The following is a 16,915-nucleotide window of genomic DNA, read 5'->3' on the forward strand; positions in this document are numbered from 1 at the left end:
TTTTCCCCGAACAACCAGGAGTGAGCATATGCAAATCAACGTCAACACCGACAAGTCCGTCGAGCGCCACCAGGGGCTGGACGAGCACGTTCAAACCGTTGTCGGCGCTGCCGTCCAGCGCTTCGGCGAACAGATCACCCGGGTCGAGGTTCACCTGTCCGATGAAAACGCCGACAAGTCGGCCGACGGCGGCAGCCGCTGCACACTGGAAGCGCGCGTCACCGGCTACCAGCCGGTCGCCGTCAGCAACCACGCCGCCACCCTGCACCAGGCCATCAATGGCGCGGCTGACAAACTCAAGCGTGCGATCGACAGCGCGCTGGGCCGCCTGCACGACAAGAAACTGCATGAAAAACCGCAGATCGCGGAAGAAGCCCTGACCGAGCAGCACGACGACCAGGGCAATATGATGTAATCCCCATCGCCGGCGGCCGCCCGGCTGCCAGCTCTACAGCCCGTCCTGCGCCAGCTGGCGCAGGTAGCGCACTCCCGCCAGCGCGCGGCTCCCGTACCACGACATCATTTCCCCATCGACCAGCCGCACCGGCTTGCCGATCTGCTTTTCCAGCGCTTCCGCATGGGTTTCGGTGAAACGGTAAGGTTCGGTCGACAGCAGCACGCCGTCGATGCCCGCCACCAGCTCGTCCGACCAGTCGAAGCGCGGATAACGCGCTTCGCCCAGTTGCGGCACGCTCCAGCCGATTTCAGCGAGCATGCGCGCGATGTAGGTGTCGGAAGAAATGCTCATCCACGGGTCTTGCCAGATGCAATACAGCACGGTACACGCCCTGCCCTTTGGCCGCGCGCGCAGCTGCGCCAGTTCGGAGGCGAACGCCGCGCACCACGCCTCGGCCTCATCGTTGGCGCAAAAGATCCCGCCCATCAGGCGCGCCAGGCCAAGGTTGTCTTCCGGCGCAAGCGGATGGGTGACCACGATATTCGGCACGAACTCAGCCAGCGCATCGACGGTCGGCTTCTCGTTCTCGTCGATATTGACGACCAGGTGGGTCGGCGCCAGCGCGCGGATTTTGTGAATGTTCACATCCTTGGTGCCGCCGATCTTGGGAATGGACGCGACCATGTCGGCCGGATGGATGCAGAAGCCGGTCCGCCCGGCCAGTTGCTGCGCCAGTCCCAGGTCGCACAGCAATTCGGTGATCGACGGCACCAGCGAGACGATGCGGGCATCCGGCGCCGGTTGGTGTTCGCGTCCAAGGGCATCAAGCAGTTTCATGGAATTTCATTAGAAGTGAATGCCCGCTATTGAAACACTGTTGTTTAGCGAGCGCCAGTGCTCCCGCGCGGGATGCAATGCGCTATCATTCGTTTCTTAACAGAATTGTACTGCTGAAATACGACGGAAAGCGCATTTTGGAACAGATCGGCACCTTCGGTGCGTCCCCCTACAAGGTCGAGGACCTGCAGTTATTCAACGGCACTAACGCGGAAACCACCGCGCGGGCGCTGGCCGGCTGCGCCATCATCCGCCTGCCGCATGGCGGCAAGGTCGCCGACAGCTATCGCGCGCGCCTGTACATCGTGCTGCGCGGCGCGCTCGACGTGGAAGCCGATACCAGCAGCGGGATGAACGACGGCACCGTCAGCCGGATCCTGCCGGGCGAGAGCGTCGGCGAGCAGGCCGTGCTGGACGATACCGCCAACCTGTTCGCCATCACCGCCAGCGAAGAGTCCGACCTGCTGGTCATCGAAGCGGAGCTGGTGTGGCGCCTGATCGACGAATCGAACGGCCTCGCGCGCAACCTGCTGCGCATGCTGTCGTTCCGCATCCGCGCCGCCAACGCGCTGCTGCGCCGGCGCCAGAAGCTGGGCGAGTTCTATCGCCAGCTGTCGCTGAACGACAGCCTGACCGGGCTGTGCAACCGCGCCTGGCTGAACGACATGCTGCCCAAGATGATCGCCACGGCGCAGCGCAACGGCGCCCCGCTGTCGCTGGTCATGATCGACCTCGACCACTTCAAGCGCTTCAACGACACCCACGGCCACCCGGCCGGCGACGACGCGCTGCGGGTCGCCTCCGACGTCGTCGCCGCGGCCTTGCGCCCGACCGACTTCGCCGTGCGTTACGGCGGCGAAGAGCTGATGGTCATCCTCCCCGACACCAGCGAGCAGCTGGCGCTGATGGTCGCCGAGCGCCTGTGCTGGCGCCTGCAGGAAGCGGTGGTATTTTCCGACATGCGCCTGCCGCTGCCGCACATCACCGGCTCGTTTGGCGTCGCCTGCCTGGCGGCTGGCGAGACCGAAGACGCGCTGGTCGCGCGCGCCGACGCGGCGCTGTACCGCGCCAAGCAGGACGGCCGCAACCGCGTCGCGCTCTAGTTCCGCTCATCCGAACGGATGTTGATCTCGGCTTTAAATGAGCCAATGAGGTACGCAACGCCCTGCGATTCGTACAAAACCGGCGCATAATCTTTAATAGCCTAGCAGGAGATGGCTATGCCACGCCCTAAGCCCGCTCCACCTACCGATGCCGCCGCCGTACTTCCGGAAAACGCGAAACCACGCGGCAAAGCATTGGCCCGTCCACGTCGCTGCAGCTGCTCGGTGTATCTTCACGGCCAGGACACATATCCTGGCGCGATCGACTTGTACACCTTTGCAATTCGCGGGCGGTCCGGACAGAGCTACCAAATTGTCGCCAGCACGATTAACCATGTAGTCGTGATTTGCGCAATCGCCCGCCGATTCACACCCCTTGGCTGAGCGCCGATCCTGACACTCGCGGGTCGTGGCGGCGGTACAATACGCCCCATGACAACCCACACCTTCCTCTGGCACGACTACGAAACCTTCGGCGTGCAACCGCGGCGCGACCGCCCGGCGCAGTTTGCGGCGATCCGCACCGACGCCAAGCTGAACGAGATCGGCGACCCGATCATGCTGTACTGTCAGCCGGCGCCGGACTTCCTGCCCGATCCGCAGTCCTGCCTGATCACCGGCATCACGCCGCAGCAGTGCCTCGAACGGGGTGTGCCAGAACATCAATTCGCCGCCACCATCGAAGCCGCGTTCTCGCAGCCCGGCACCATCGGGGTCGGCTACAACACGATCCGCTTCGATGACGAGGTGACGCGCTTCCTGTTCTGGCGCAACCTGATCGATCCGTACGCGCGCGAGTGGCAGAACAACTGCGGCCGCTGGGACCTGCTCGACGTCGTCCGCATGACCTACGCGCTGCGCCCGGAAGGCATCGAGTGGCCGCTGCGCGAAGATGGCCGCCCGAGCTTCAAGCTGGAGGAACTGTCGAAGGCCAACGGCCTGGCGCACGAAGCGGCGCACGACGCGCTATCCGACGTGCGCGCGACCATCGCGCTGGCGCGCCTGATCCGCGACAAGCAGCCGCGCCTGTTCGACTTCTGCCTCAGCCTTCACAAGAAGGACAAAGTCGCCTCCGAGATGGGCATGCACCTGGCAGCCGGTACCCGCCAGCCGTTCCTGCACGTGTCGGGCATGTTCCCGGCCGAACGCGGCTGCATCGGGCTGGTCTGGCCGCTCGCCACCCACCCGTCGAACAAGAACGAAGTGCTGGTGTGGGACTGCAGCCACGATCCGTCCGAGCTGTTCGGCATGGATGCGGAGACGATCCGCATGCGCATGTTCGCGCGCAGCGCCGACCTGCCCGAAGGCGTGACCCGCCTGCCGGTGAAGAGCATCCACCTGAACAAGTCGCCGATGCTGGTCGGGAACCTCAAGACCTTGAGCGCGGCGATGGCCGAACGCTGGGGCATCGACATGGAACGCGGCCTCGCGCACGCCGCCATCGCGGCCGCCGCGCCGGACATGAGCGTGGTGTGGGAGCAGGTCTACTACCGCCCCGCGGCAGCGCAAGAAACCGATGTCGATGAAGACCTGTACGGCGGTTTCGTCAGCCGCGACGACCGCCGCAGGCTGGACTCCTTGCGCGCCGAGGCGCCCGCCAAACTGGCGCAGCAGCGTCCGTCGTTCGAGGACGAACGGCTGGCCGAACTGCTGTTCCGCTACCGCGCGCGCAACTTCCCCGAGACCCTGAGCGAGGCCGAGGCACAGCACTGGGAGCAGCACCGCGCGGCCCGCCTGTTCGACGGCGCCGCGGGAGCGCGCACCGTGGAGCAGCTGTTTGCCGAAGTCGATGCGCTGTCCGAAGACGCCGGCGAACGCGCCGAAGAAATCCTTGGCGCGCTGTACGACTACGCGGAATCGATCGCGCCGCAGCGCTACTGAGCGCTTTTCTCCGCCGCCATGCGCAGCAGTTCGGCCAGGGCGGCGGTGTCGACCGGCTTGACGAAGTGCTGGTCGAAGCCGGCCGCGCGGGTGCGGTTGCGGTCCTGCTCCTGGCCGTAGCCCGTGACCGCCACCAGCATCGCGCCGGCGCTCGCCGGATCGGCGCGCAGGCGGCGCGCCAGTTCATACCCGTCCATGTCGGGCAGGCCGATATCGAGCAGGCACACGTCGGGACGCACTGACTGCGCCAGCGCCAGTGCCCGGATCGAACTGTATTCGACCGACACCTCGTGCCCGAGCGCTTCGACGTACATCGCCAGCATTTCGGCTGCATCGGCATTGTCGTCGACAACCATCACCTTCAAGGCTTTACCCGGCGCTGCCGGCGCGATGCCCGACGTCTCGGGCTTGACCGCAGCCTGAGCCGCAATGCGCGGCAGGCAAAGCGTGAACGTGCTGCCTTCGCCAATCGCGTCGCTGTGCGCCGATACGGTGCCGCCGTGCAGTTCGACCAGGCTTTTCACCAGCGCCAGCCCGATCCCCAGCCCGCCCTGCGAGCGGTCGGAGGTGCGCTCGGCCTGCGAGAACAGCTCGAAGGCGCGCGCCAGCACGTCGGGCGTCATGCCGATGCCGTTGTCGGTGACGCGCATGCGCACCACGCCGCCATCGAGCTCGACCGCCACCACGATACTGCCGTCGAGCGGCGTGTACTTGGCTGCGTTGTTGAGCAGGTTGGTCATCACCTGGGTCAGGCGCTTCTGGTCGCCCAGCACATACGCCGGTTCGGGCGGCGTATGCACCGTCAGCTGGTGCCTGCGCGCGTCGATCAGCGGACGGACCTGCTCGACCGCCTCGGCGACGATGCGGCGCGCGTCCAGCTTTTCGCGCTCGAGGGTGATCAGGCCGCGCGTGACGCGCGACACGTCCAGCAGGTCGTCGACCAGGCCGGTCATGTGCTTGACCTGGCGCGAGATGACGGCGCTGGTCTGCTTGACGCGCGCGGCGTCGAGCCGGCCCATGGCCAGCAGGTCGGCGGCGGCGCCGATCGGCGACAGCGGGTTGCGTAGCTCGTGCGCCAGCATCGCCAGGAATTCGTCCTTGCGGCGGTCGTCCTGGCGCAGCGCTTCCTCCGCCCGCACCCGATCGGTGATGTCCATTTGCGTGACCACCGCGCCGCTGACGGCGCCCGCTTCATCGCGGATCGGCGCACCCGTGATCAGCACGATGCGGCGCACCGGCGGCGTGTCGCAGGTTTCGATCTCGATGGTGGCGCGCGGCGCTTCTTCGCCGCGCAGCACGCGCGCGGTGACCCAGTCCTCCGGCGCCAGCGGCAGGCCGTGGCGCGCCGATCCGTCGGCCCACCATCCGCTGCGCATCGCTGCCTGCTCGCCGTCGCACCGTTCGCCCCACAAGCGCCGGTGGGCCGCGTTGGATTGCCGGATCACGCCGCTGGCGTCGGTCACCACGATGCCGGCGGGCGCGGCCTGCAGCAGTGCGTCGATGCGGCTGCGCTCGGCCTGCGCCGCGAGCGCAGAGTCGAGCGCGCGCCGCTCGCTTTCGCGCAATTCCGCCTCGTTGCGCTTGCGCTCGGCGATGTCCTTGAACAGCAAGGCCACCTCGCGCCGCGCCGGATTGCCGATCCTGAACGCGTAGACGTCGAACCAGCGGCCCATCGCCCTAGCTTCGTTTTCGAAGCGCACCGGTTCGCCGGTATCGGCCACCCGCCCGTACGTTTCGATCCAGTGCCGTTCCAGTCCCGGGTAAATGTCGAGCGCGGTTTTCCCGATCACTTCCTCGGGCATGCCGGTGTGGGTGAAGAACGCGTCATTCGCTTCGCGAAAACGGTAATCGGCTGGCTTGCCCGCGTCGTCGTACAGCATTTCGATAATGCCGAAGCCTTCGTCGATCGATGCGAACAGGCTGCGGAAGCGCGCATCGCGATCGTGCATCTCGGCCTCCGCGCGAACCTGTTCGGTCAGGTTGACGGTGGAGGTGATGATGCCTTCGACTTCGCCGTTCACGCCGAACAGCGGGTACCACGAGATGCTGAAAATACCATCTTCAGCGGTACCGCCGGTGTTCATCGCGAAACGAACCAGCTGGCGGTCGGCGACGTACGGCTCGCCGGTGGCGTAGATGCGGTCGAGGACAGGCAGCAAGGTCGGCGCGGCGTCAGGAAAGGCCTCGCGGTATGGTTTGCCGATGATGTCGCGGTGCTGGCTCATGGCCCGGTGCGCGTCATTCTCCAGCACGAAGCGATGTTCCGGCCCGAGCATCACCGAAATCGGCACCGGCACCGCCATCAGCAGCGACTGGAAGTATTCACGCTCCTTGCGCAGTTCCTCGGTGCGCGCAACCACGCGCACGTCAAGTTCTTCGTTGGCCTCGCGAAGGCGGTGATTGGCCTGTTCTATTTCGCGCGACTGGCGGTCGAGGCGCGACTCCATGCTCTCCTCGCGCGCCAGCCAGTTGCGGAACTGGGTGACGTCCTCGGCACGGTGAAGGATATGGGTCAGCGTCCCGTCCGCATCCAGCACCGGGATGTTGATCACGCTCCAGTGGCGTTCCTCGAACGAGGCGCCTGCGCGCACGTCATACTTTTGCACCGCCATCGTGTCCCGCTCGCGGGTACGCAGCACACGTTCCAGCGATGCGCGCAGCATGGCAGAGCCGGTCGGCTGCGGATCGCCCGGGTTGTCCGGGAACACCTCGAACACGCCGCGTCCGATGATTGCCGCGCGCTCCGTGAGCGATGCCTTGACGAACGCATCGTTGACAGCGGCGATCGTGAAGTCGGGCGCCAGCACCATCAGCGGCGCGGGTATCGCCGCAAACAGCGCGCGGTAGTCGGGTTCGGGAGCAGTGCGTAATGCCGAATCGGATTCCATGCGGCCCTCAGCTATTGCACGCGCGGCAAAGCCCAGCGCCGCCTCCTCGCCGGGTTGGGGTGGTTCGGAAGCGGATCCGGCCACGGTGGCCGCGCTAGTTGCGGAAGCGGTTGATGTCGTCGCGCGTCTGCCGCGCCACGCGCCGCGCGGCGGCGGCGAAATCTTCACCGTCCTGCGGCACCGCGTACAGGATCGCGCGCGAGGAATTGATCATCATGCCGGCGCCGTTGGCGGTCTTGCCCGCGCCGACTGTCGCGGCGACGTCGCCGCCCTGGGCGCCGACACCAGGCACCAGCAGCGGCATGTCGCCGACGATCGCGCGCACCTGGGCCAGTTCTTCCGGGAAGGTGGCGCCGACCACCAGCGCGCACTGGCCGTTGCGGTTCCACTGGTCGGCCACCAGGCGCGCCACGTGCTGGTACAGCGGGATGCCGCCGACGTCGAGGAACTGCAGGTCGGAGCCGCCCGCGTTGGAGGTGCGGCACAGGACGATCACGCCGCGGTCCGGCCAGGCCATGTAGGGTTCGACCGAATCGAAGCCCATGTACGGGTTGACGGTGACGGCGTCGGCGCCATAGCGGTCGAACGCTTCGCGCGCGTACTGGTGCGCGGTGGCGCCGATGTCGCCGCGCTTGGCGTCGAGCACCAGCGGGATATGCGGATAGTGTTCGCGCAGGTAGCGGCAGATTTCTTCCAGCTGGCCTTCGGCGCCGAGCGCGGCGAAATAGGCGATCTGCGGCTTGAAGGCGCAGGCCAGGTCGGCGGTGGCGTCGATGATGGCCTTGCAAAACGTCACGATAGCGTCCGGCTGGTCCTTCAGGTGCGCCGGGAATCGGTCCCGGTCGGGATCGAGCCCGACACACAGCAGCGAGTTATTGGTGGTCCAGGCGGCGGACAGCTTTTCGATGAATTTCACGGGAACCTTCGTATTCAAATGCAAACGCGGCATTGTACCGCGAGCGCGGCGCGCATTTGTACGCACACAATTGATGGTTTAGGGTATATTTTTATATATTCGACAACTACCCGGGATTGATACCATCATGACACTTAACGGATTCGCGCGCACCGCCCAGATGCTGCTGGCGTTCGCCATGGCCGCCCTGCTGTCCGGCTGCGGCTATAACCAGTTCCAGACCAGGGACGAAGCGGTCAAGGCGGCCTGGGGCGAAGTGGTCAACCAGTACCAGCGCCGCGCCGACCTGATTCCGAACCTGGTGAATACCGTCAAGGGCTACGCCTCGCACGAAAAGGAAACCCTGGAATCGGTCACGCGCGCCCGCGCCGCCGCCACCAGTTTCCAGATCACGCCTGAAGTGCTGAACAATCCGGAAGCGTTCCAGAAATTCCAGCAGGTACAAGGCGAGCTGTCCGGCGCACTGTCGCGCCTGATGGTGGTCGTGGAAAAATATCCCGACCTGAAGGCCGATGCCAGCTTCCGCGACCTGCAGTCGCAACTGGAAGGCACTGAAAACCGCATCACCGTTGCGCGCCAGCGCTACATCGTGTCGGTGCAGGAATACAACGTGCATGTGCGCAGTTTCCCGACCAACCTGACCGCGATGTTGTTCGGCTACGACGTCAAGCCATCGTTCACCGTCGAAAACGAGAAGGCTATCTCGACCGCCCCGACCGTCAATTTCGGCAAATAAGCGATGACCCTGCTGCGTTTCCTCTGGGCTGCGGTGCTGGCGCTGGCGATTGCCGGCGGCGCCCGGGCGCAGTTTGTGCCGGTGCCGGCGCTGACCGGTCACGTCACCGACCAGGCCGGCATGCTGACGCCCGACCAGCACGCGCGCCTTGAAGCCGTGCTGACCGACTACGAGGCCAAGACCGGCAGCCAGATCGCCGTACTGCTGGTCAAAACCACCGAGCCGGAAGCCATCGAGCAGTACGGCATCCGCGTGGTCGACCAGTGGAAACTGGGCCGCAAGGGCATCGACGACGGCGTGCTGCTGCTGGTGGCGCGCGATAATCCATCGGCACTGCGGCGCCTGCGCATCGAAGCCGGGCGCGGCGTCCAGGGCGTGCTGACCGACGCCCAGTCCAAGCGCATCCTGCAGGACGTGATCGCACCGCATTTCCGTCAGGAAGCCTATTACGACGGCCTGGTGGCGGGTGTCGGTTCGATCGCCACCTTGCTCAATAAAGAAATGTTCCCCGCCCCGCCGCCGCAAGCCCAGCGCCAGGCGCAGGCCGAGGACGACGGATTCCCTATCCTCCCACTGATCATCGGCGCCTTCGTGCTGATGTCGATCTTCCGGCCGCGCCGCCGTTCGCACCTGTCGCGCGGCGGCTGGGGCAGCGGCGCCACCGGTTTCATCCTCGGCAGCATCCTGAGTAACGCCGGCCGCGGCGGGTTCGGCGGCGGCGGCTTTGGCGGCGGTGGCGGTGGCGGCGGCGGGTTCGGCGGCGGCGGTGGCGGCTTTGACGGCGGCGGCGCCTCGGGAGACTGGTAATGGCTAGTTCAATCAACGCGCGCATCAAACGCGCGCTGCGCCACTGGCGCACCACGGCCGCGGTCGGACGCGAAGCATTCCCGACTGCAAGCCTGTCCGACCTCGGCGCGGCCATCACCGAAGGCGAGCTGCGCCATCGCGGCGAAGTACGCCTGATCGTCGAGAACTCGATGCCCTTCGATGCGGTCTGGAACGATGTCACCAACCGCCAGCGCGCCCTCGCGCTGTTCGCCGAATATGGCGTGTGGGACACCGAGGACAACTGCGGCGTGCTGATCTATGTAAACCTGGCCGAGCACAAGGTCGAGATCGTCTGCGACCGGCACATTGGCCGCCTGATCGACAGCGCGACCTGGGGTGCGATCTGCCAGACCATGACGCAAGGCTTCGCGCGCGGCGAGTTCCACGACAGCACACTGGCGGCGATCCGCCAGGTCAACGACCTGCTGCGCCAGCACTTCCCTGCCGAAGGCGAAGCCGTCAACGAACTGCCGGACCACCCGATCGTGCTATAGCGGCCGGCCGAGTGGTTACAATCGCGGTTTTCTAAGACACCATGGAACCCACAATGAGATTAGCCAACAAAGTAGCCATCATCACCGGAGCGACCCAGGGCATCGGGCTGGCCTGCGCCGAGCGGCTGGTGAAGGAAGGCGCGCGCGTGATGATGGTCGACGTCAAGCCCGAGGGCGCCGATGCTGCCGCCACGCTGGGCAATGCGGCGCGCTTTTTCGCGGCCGACGTCAGCCAGAAAGCCGATGTCGACGCGATGCTCGCCGCCACGCTGAAGGAATTCGGCCAGGTCGACATCCTGATCAACAATGCGGGTGTGACCCATGCGGCGGATTTCCTCGACCTGGCCGAAGAAGATTTCGACCGGGTGCTGCGGATCAACCTCAAATCGATGTTCCTGTGCGGCCAGGCGGTGGCGCGCGAGATGGTCAAGCGCCAGTCCGGCTGCATCATCAACATGTCGAGCGTGAATTCCGAACTGGCGATACCGAACCAGGTGCCGTATGTGGTGTCAAAGGGTGGCGTGAACCAGCTGACCAAGGTGATGGCGCTGAACCTGGCGCCGCACGGTATTCGCGTCAACGGCATCGGTCCCGGCACCATCCTCACTGAACTGGCTAAAAAAGCAGTCATGGCCAGTCCGGAAGCACGCCGCACGATCCTGTCGCGTACGCCGATGGGGCGCTGCGGCGAGCCGGAAGAAGTGGCGTCCGTCGCCGCCTTCCTCGCCAGCGACGACGCCTCCTACATGACCGGCCAGACCATGTACGTCGATGGCGGCCGCCTTGCCCTTAACTACACGGTGCCGGTAAAAGAATGAACAGCCTAATGAAGCAGGACGGCTCGCAGCCCGTCACCAGTTCTGCTTCGCGCTGTATTCGGCATCGCATGCGATGACCAAGACCTACAAGCCGATGCTCGACCGGCTTGGGCTGACCTACCCGCAATACCTGGTCATGCTGGTGCTGTGGGCACAGGACGGCATCCTGGTCAAGGACATCGGCACGCGCCTGTTCCTCGACTCGGGCACCCTGCCCCCGCTGCTCAAGCGGCTGGAGGCGAACGGGCTGGTGGCGCGCAACCGCGACCTGCACGACGAGCGCCAGGTGCGCATTTCGCTCAGCGCCGCGGGCCGCTCGCTGCGCATCACCGCGCAGGCGATTCCGGCGCAGGTGGTCTCGGCCAGCGGCCGTCCCGGCGACGCCCTCGGCAGCCTGCGCGGCCAGCTCGCCACCGTCCGCGACGACCTGTTCCGGTCGATGGATGGCGCCGGATCGGGCTTTTCCGAGCAGTTATAGGAAAAAAGTATGTCTGGTATCTGGAAATACAATTGGACGTATATGTGGCGACGCAACATAATCTCACCTGTCTCCACTATTCTCCTCCAAGAAAATAGTTTTAAGCCCGCTTTCATCAGCGGGCTTTTTTTTGTTTACGCGATTTGCACGCGGATGCCACAGTCCTGGGCGACCACCGCCTCTCGGCGAAGTTCTGCCGCCACCGCCGTTCGTTTGCGTCACGTCATACCACGGTCACATTGCCCCCCTATACTTGCTTCATCTGCTGTACACGCACCCGATATGCGTGACCGCAGGCAGGTGTGCCGACCTTCAAAGGCGGCACACCACTCCGAATTCACGTCTCTTGGCCCGATCTTGGGTTTTGCCCGCTGCGAAGCGGGCATTTTTTTTGACGCGGTGATTCCTGCTAAGTTTGATCTATATCTAGCTCAACGTTGATCCGGCACTTGAAGACAGGTGACTTTCTACTATGATGAATATCCTTTGCCATGTTTGCATGTACCGCCAGCTAACGTCACCGGAGTCGATCTATGAGTGAACACCTGCTTGAACCAGTCGCCGCCAAAATCCAGGCATTCCCGCCAGGCCGCCGCCACCACCACGCCGCCAACGAAGACCAGTTGCACCTGCGCGAACTGAATCCCGACGATGTTGTCGACCACCTTGGCGCTGACGGCCCTGACGCGGCCAGCTTCGGACCGGTGCGTGAAACCTGCCCGAAGTGCGAAAACACCCATCTGCGGCTGGTGTTGCGCCAGCATTCCGTCCGCGTCGCCCACCTGTTGTGCGTTAACTGCGACAGCTGCTTCGACGCCTGCTACCCCGACGGCACGCCGGCGCTGACGATCTGAACCGCCATGCGCCGGTCTCGTCCGGAGCAGCCTGGGCCGGCGTGGTATCGTTGCCGCTTTCCACGCCAACGACGCCGATGCCTGCCCTGCTTTCACGCCTTGTCCTCGACCCCGGATTCCAGCGCTTGCGCTATCGCAGCGCCTTCATCATGTACGCCGCAATCGTGGCGATGGGCGCGATTCCCGGCGTCCGTGCCGAAATCGGCAACTTCGCTTCCGGCATCGTGCTGCACACGCTGGCCTATGGCGCCATCACCTTCCTGCTTTACACCGGCACCAGCGGGACGGGGCGGGCGCGCGCCCTGAAGTCCGTGCTGACCGTGGCCGCGATGGGCGCCGTCGACGAGCTGGTCCAGAGCTTCCTTCCCTACCGGCGCGGCGCGCTAAGCGACTGGCTGGTCGATTGCAATGCCGCCATCGTGGTCGCCGGCCTGCTGTGGGCCTTCCTGCCCGGCCAGCCGCGTCATGCCGGGCCTGGCCGGTAAGGAGTTCTGGCCGGAAAATTCACCGAACTGTTCAACCGTTTGATTTGGGTCACGTAACGACCGTGTAGCCTGGAACGACGGCCGCGCCAGCGCCTCTGACCGGAGTGGCACGCGGGATTGTCACGCACTCACGGAAAACACCCAACCAAAGGAGTCGATCATGAAGCGAAAAGAACAGAGCCTGTTGTTGGCCGGGTTGCTGGCACTCGGGCTGGCCGGATGTACCACGGACAGAATGCGCAGCAGCGATACCGCCAGCACCACCTCGGACCAGTCACCCACCGGCATCAGCTACGGCACCCAATCCCCCCGCGAAACCGTCACCGGCCAGAGCACCAGCGGCACCGCAGGCACCGCCAGCACGGCGGCCGGCACCGCCGCTGCCACCATGGACCAGCAAACCGCGCCGGCGCAGGCCTCGACCGCCACCGGCATGCCGGCGGCGCCGCCAAACAGCGTGGTCACGATGATTGAAGTTGTGCCGCGTTCGGACGACGCCACCGGGGCGGGCACGATGGCCGGCGCAGCCGTGGGCGGCACCGTCGCCGGCACCGCCGAGCGCGTCTACCGCGTCACTTTGCGCATGGACGACGGCAGTACCCGCGTCGTCACGCAGGAATGGGCCCCGACCTTCCGCAGCGGCGACCGGGTCAACCTCAGCGGCGGCGAAATCCAGCGCCGCTAGGCGCGGCCTCAGTACAGGCGCTCGACCTGGTAGCCTCGCTGCGAAAGCAGTTGCGGCAAGCCGTTCGCGCCCAGCACGTGCAGCAGGCCGACGCCCACAAAGCTGACTTTTCCGTCCTTCATGATGTGCTCGATCCGTTGCGCCATTTCGGGGTTGCGCCGGTCAAGCAGGGTGCGGCGGGTGAAGTCGGATGTCACGGTGCCCGCGCCGATGGTGTCGGTCAACAGTGCGTCCAATGCGTCCGCGTCGCCCGAGCGCCAGGCGTCGATGACCGCCCTGGCCTTCTTCAGCGACATGCCGCTGGACAGGTCGTCGAGTGCCTCGCGCAGGTAGCTTTCGGCGCTGGCGTCGCCGAGCGTATCGAACAGCGACAGCTGGTAGTCGGCGCTCTCGAGTTCGACGAGCCTGGCGCCGCGCGCCTGCACCGTGTCGAGCAGGAAGGATTCGTTGCCGTGCGTGCGCTGGAAGCCGCTGCGTTCCAGTTCGATCCCGATCAGCATGTTCGCCAGCAGCCACGGCTTCATGTGGCCGACGCCGGACAGCGGAATGCCGACGGCGTGCAGGGCCGCGGTCAGGCGGCGCAAAGTATCGGGCGACACGTGATTGCGGATGTGATCGCCGGCCGGGTAGCTGGCGTGCTTGCGCACGGCCAGTTCGAAGGCGCCGTTGGCGCGCGTGTCCAGTTCGAGCACGAGCTGGCTCGAATCCGCCAGCGCGCGGCTGACCTGCGGGGCAAGCGGATAGAACGAGCGTGCACCGACGTGGATGGTGCCGAACAGATAGGCCATTTCGCCGTCGCGCGCGATGCGGAACAACGCGCCCTGCGGTCTGGCAGGCGCGGGATCGATGGGTGCGGCAGAGTTTCCAGCGGCTGCGAATCCGCTGTGTGCCACCGACCCTGCAACGGCGACACCGGACCCGGGAGCGAACTCGGCCGCTGTGGCCGGTGCGCTATCTGAAGCGCTCGCGGTTATTGAACAGGAGATGCTGAACGCAAGCCCGGCAAACAATCGGGCAAGGCAAAGCGGCAGCGGTGATTGATTCGACATCCAGGGTTCCGGCAGGCACAGAGAATACTGCCCGGATATCTTAGAACACCTGATGCCTGCCCGGAACCTTCACACAAGGAAAATTTCACTGCGTTATCGCTTTTACAAAGCAGGCCTGATTATGGTTCTCCGCACTGGTGCAGCGTGGCGGCGCGGATCTGTTCCAGCGGAACCTTGGGCCTGCGGTCCGCGTACAGCAAGCCGTTGGTTTCCTGGAAGGTGTCGGCGAACTGGGTGTAGCAGAATCCGCTGAGCATGGCGCTGCCGCCGACCACGTCCAGCAGGCGCCGGTACAGGTCGACGAAACGGGCCTGGCTGGCCACGCATTCCTCTTCCGTTCCGGTGCCGCCGAATGCGATGCCGCCGCAATGGGTCAGCATGATCGGCTGGCCGCGGTGCGGAAAACCATCCAGCGTCAGGATGCGTCCGCCCGGGCGCCGCAGGTCGACCAGCGTGCCTGGCTGGGCGTTGCTCGCATAGCGCGCCCGCAGCCGCTCGGGATCGCAGTCCGAATCGTGGATGCCGAGGATGTCGGTGGCCGAGGCCTCCCAGCCGTCGTTGCCGATGACGGGCCGGGTGGCGTCGAGCGTGCGGGTCAGGTGGTACAGCGCTTCGACCGCGTTGCGGTGGGCCTGGGTCGAGGTCAGGTTTGGCACGCCCCACGATTCGTTGAACGGCACCCATACGATCACGCACGGGTGGCTGTAGTCGCGCTGGATCGCCTCGGTCCACTCGCGCACCATGCGGCTGATCGCCCGTGCGCTGAAGCGGTAGGCCGAGGGCATTTCCTCCCACACCAGCAGGCCGAGCCTGTCGGCCCAGTACAGGTAGCGCGGGTCTTCGATCTTCTGGTGCTTGCGCACCCCGTTGAAGCCCATCGCCCTGGCCAGTTCGACGTCACGTTTCAGGGCGTCGTCGCAAGGCGGCGTCAGCAGGGTCCGCGGCCAGTAGCCCTGGTCGAGCACCATCCGCAGCGGATAGGCGCGGCCGTTCAGCATGAAGCGGTCGCGGCTGATGCTGACCGAACGCAGCGCGGTGTACGAGCTGACCCGGTCCAGCACCTTGCCGCGGTGGCGCAGCGTCACCTCCGCGTTGAGCAGGATCGGGCGCTCCGGACTCCACAGCAATTCATTGCGCGAGTCGTCGATGCCGGGATCCGAGAGCGCGATCTTGCGGCTGGCTTCGTTTTCCAGCAGCTTGTAATTGTCGTCCGCCAGCAGCTGTCCCCTGTGCCAGATGCGCGCCTCGACGAACAGGTCGTCCAGCGCCTCGCCGCACGCCAGCACCTCGCAGCCGATTTCGTAGTTCTCGAAAATCGGCGTCCAGCGCAGGCTCTTGATGTAGGTCCTGGCCACCTGCTCCAGCCAGACGGTCTGCCAGATGCCGGTGGTGCGCGGATACCAGATCGCATGCGGCTCGAGCCGCCAGTCCTGCTTGCCGCGCGGCTTGGCGAGGTCGTGCGGGTCGTCTTCGACCTGCACCGTGACGGTCTGCCTGCCCTCCGGCCGCAGCGCCGCCGTGATGTCGGCGCAGAACGGCGTGTGGCCGCCCTCATGCTCGGCCACCAGTTGCTGATTGATCCATACCCGCGCCTTGTAGTCGACCGCGCCGAAATGCAGGATGGTGCTGCCCTCGCCGCGGCGCCAGTCAAAGTCGCGCTCGTACCAGCAGTGACGGTGGAAGCCGGCGTCGCACACGCCGCTGGCGGCCGATTCCGGCGCGAACGGCACCGTGATCTGGTGCGTCCATGCGAACCCGCCGCCAGGCCAGTGGTAGCGCCGCTGGTCATCGAACAGGAAGCGCCACGGCCCGTTGAGGCTGGTCCACTGCTCGCGGACAAGCTGCGGTCGCGGGTACCCAAATTCGCCCATCGTCATCCTCCACTCGATCCACTCGATGCCTGGCCGGCGGGATTCCATGCGGACGGCCGCGGCACGCGCAAGGCGTCGCGCCAGTATTTATTGTATGCGCCGCATCTCGCCGCGCCGCATTTTTTTGCGCTGCCGTGCGCTGCGCGAGGCACCCGCTAGCCGGCCGGGCCAGCTGCCGTTGCAAAAACTGCTCGATTCCCAGGTGCCGGCCATCGTGCTGGTATCGGACAAGGGCTACAAGCACTTCGTCGTGATCAAGGGCGTGAGCGGCGCGCGCGTGCTGATCGGCGACCCGTCCAGCGGCACGCGCATGCTGACCCAGGCCGCGTTCGAAGCGATCTGGAGCAACCGCCTGCTGTTCGTCATCCACGGCAGCAACGCGGCGCCCGCGGTCAACAGCGCCGCCGACTGGCGCGCGGCGCCAGGCGCTCCGCTGGGCGAGGGCATCAACCGCAGCTCGCTGGCCGCCGTCACGGCTTGCAAGGGATGCTGGGCATTGAACGCGAAGTGTCGATCAATGGCGACGTGGTCGCGCGCACCAGCCTGCAGTTGACCGATATCACCCTGCTCAGCGCCGAGCAGGCGCAACAAGCCA

The 16,915-nt window shown here is 65.6% G+C and carries 17 protein-coding genes; 12 read left to right on the top strand and 5 right to left on the bottom strand.

Annotated elements, in window-relative coordinates:
• The first annotated feature begins 28 nt into the window (after positions 1–28).
• The gene (locus HHL21_RS17710) at positions 29–415 is read left to right on the top strand and encodes an HPF/RaiA family ribosome-associated protein (protein WP_169468321.1); all 387 of its coding nucleotides are present in this window, start codon (positions 29–31) and stop codon (positions 413–415) included.
• A gap of 33 nt (positions 416–448) precedes the next feature.
• On the opposite strand, the gene HHL21_RS17715 is transcribed toward HHL21_RS17710, so the two are convergent.
• A complete protein-coding gene (locus tag HHL21_RS17715; protein WP_169468323.1) occupies positions 449–1,234 on the bottom strand; it encodes a helical backbone metal receptor in 786 nt (261 codons plus the stop codon).
• Between the two features lie 137 nt (positions 1,235–1,371).
• Here HHL21_RS17715 and HHL21_RS17720 point away from each other — a divergent pair, with 137 nt between their 5' ends.
• Positions 1,372–2,337 (top strand): GGDEF domain-containing protein, encoded by a 966-nt coding sequence (locus tag HHL21_RS17720; RefSeq protein ID WP_169468325.1) that lies wholly within the window; start codon positions 1,372–1,374, stop codon positions 2,335–2,337.
• A 432-nt stretch (positions 2,338–2,769) separates the two neighbouring features.
• Complete coding sequence (gene sbcB / locus HHL21_RS17725; RefSeq protein WP_169468327.1) at positions 2,770–4,218, top strand: exodeoxyribonuclease I; 1,449 nt, start codon at positions 2,770–2,772, stop codon at positions 4,216–4,218.
• On the opposite strand, the gene HHL21_RS17730 is transcribed toward sbcB, so the two are convergent.
• Together HHL21_RS17730 and pyrF are read right to left on the bottom strand one after the other, a co-directional pair.
• A complete protein-coding gene (locus HHL21_RS17730) occupies positions 4,212–7,106 on the bottom strand; it encodes a hybrid sensor histidine kinase/response regulator (RefSeq protein ID WP_169468329.1) in 2,895 nt (964 codons plus the stop codon). The two genes, sbcB and HHL21_RS17730, sit on opposite strands and share 7 nt — an antisense overlap.
• Before the next feature lie 94 nt (positions 7,107–7,200).
• Complete coding sequence (pyrF, locus tag HHL21_RS17735; protein ID WP_169468332.1) at positions 7,201–8,022, bottom strand: orotidine-5'-phosphate decarboxylase; 822 nt, start codon at positions 8,020–8,022, stop codon at positions 7,201–7,203.
• Between the two features lie 127 nt (positions 8,023–8,149).
• Between pyrF and HHL21_RS17740 the strand changes: the two genes are divergently transcribed.
• The 8 genes from HHL21_RS17740 (at position 8,150) to HHL21_RS17775 (ending at position 13,400) form a co-directional block, all read left to right on the top strand.
• Positions 8,150–8,758, top strand: a complete 609-nt coding sequence (locus tag HHL21_RS17740; RefSeq protein ID WP_370659756.1) for a LemA family protein — start codon at positions 8,150–8,152, stop codon at positions 8,756–8,758.
• Between the two features lie 3 nt (positions 8,759–8,761).
• On the top strand, positions 8,762–9,565 hold the full coding sequence (locus tag HHL21_RS17745; protein ID WP_169468334.1) for a TPM domain-containing protein: 804 nt from the start codon (positions 8,762–8,764) through the stop codon (positions 9,563–9,565).
• Positions 9,565–10,080: a TPM domain-containing protein gene (locus tag HHL21_RS17750; protein ID WP_169468336.1), complete on the top strand. Its 516-nt coding sequence runs from the start codon at positions 9,565–9,567 to the stop codon at positions 10,078–10,080. The genes HHL21_RS17745 and HHL21_RS17750 overlap by 1 nt, the downstream gene beginning before the upstream one ends.
• A gap of 53 nt (positions 10,081–10,133) precedes the next feature.
• Positions 10,134–10,898: an SDR family NAD(P)-dependent oxidoreductase gene (locus HHL21_RS17755; RefSeq protein ID WP_169468338.1), complete on the top strand. Its 765-nt coding sequence runs from the start codon at positions 10,134–10,136 to the stop codon at positions 10,896–10,898.
• Between the two features lie 73 nt (positions 10,899–10,971).
• Entirely contained in the window at positions 10,972–11,376 is a 405-nt protein-coding gene (locus tag HHL21_RS17760) for a MarR family winged helix-turn-helix transcriptional regulator (protein WP_169468340.1), read from the top strand.
• 533 nt (positions 11,377–11,909) lie between these two features.
• Positions 11,910–12,230 carry a hypothetical protein gene (locus HHL21_RS17765; protein WP_169468342.1) on the top strand — a complete coding sequence of 107 codons (321 nt, stop codon included), beginning with the start codon at positions 11,910–11,912 and terminating at the stop codon, positions 12,228–12,230.
• Positions 12,231–12,307: 77 nt separating this feature from the next.
• Positions 12,308–12,715: a VanZ family protein gene (locus HHL21_RS17770; protein WP_169468344.1), complete on the top strand. Its 408-nt coding sequence runs from the start codon at positions 12,308–12,310 to the stop codon at positions 12,713–12,715.
• Between the two features lie 160 nt (positions 12,716–12,875).
• A complete protein-coding gene (locus tag HHL21_RS17775; RefSeq protein WP_169468346.1) occupies positions 12,876–13,400 on the top strand; it encodes a hypothetical protein in 525 nt (174 codons plus the stop codon).
• A gap of 8 nt (positions 13,401–13,408) precedes the next feature.
• On the opposite strand, the gene HHL21_RS17780 is transcribed toward HHL21_RS17775, so the two are convergent.
• Together HHL21_RS17780 and HHL21_RS17785 are read right to left on the bottom strand one after the other, a co-directional pair.
• Positions 13,409–14,215: a TraB/GumN family protein gene (locus tag HHL21_RS17780; RefSeq protein ID WP_229496558.1), complete on the bottom strand. Its 807-nt coding sequence runs from the start codon at positions 14,213–14,215 to the stop codon at positions 13,409–13,411.
• 353 nt (positions 14,216–14,568) lie between these two features.
• The gene (locus tag HHL21_RS17785) at positions 14,569–16,320 is read right to left on the bottom strand and encodes a glycoside hydrolase family 2 protein (RefSeq protein ID WP_169468471.1); all 1,752 of its coding nucleotides are present in this window, start codon (positions 16,318–16,320) and stop codon (positions 14,569–14,571) included.
• 94 nt (positions 16,321–16,414) lie between these two features.
• On the opposite strand from HHL21_RS17785, the gene HHL21_RS17790 reads away from it, so the two are divergent.
• Positions 16,415–16,873, top strand: coding sequence for a cysteine peptidase family C39 domain-containing protein (locus HHL21_RS17790; RefSeq protein WP_229496560.1), 459 nt, complete (start codon positions 16,415–16,417; stop codon positions 16,871–16,873).
• The last annotated feature ends 42 nt before the right edge of the window (positions 16,874–16,915 follow it).

The sequence above is a fragment of the Massilia polaris genome, from assembly GCF_012927275.1.
Lineage (GTDB): Bacteria > Pseudomonadota > Gammaproteobacteria > Burkholderiales > Burkholderiaceae_D > Telluria_A > Telluria_A polaris.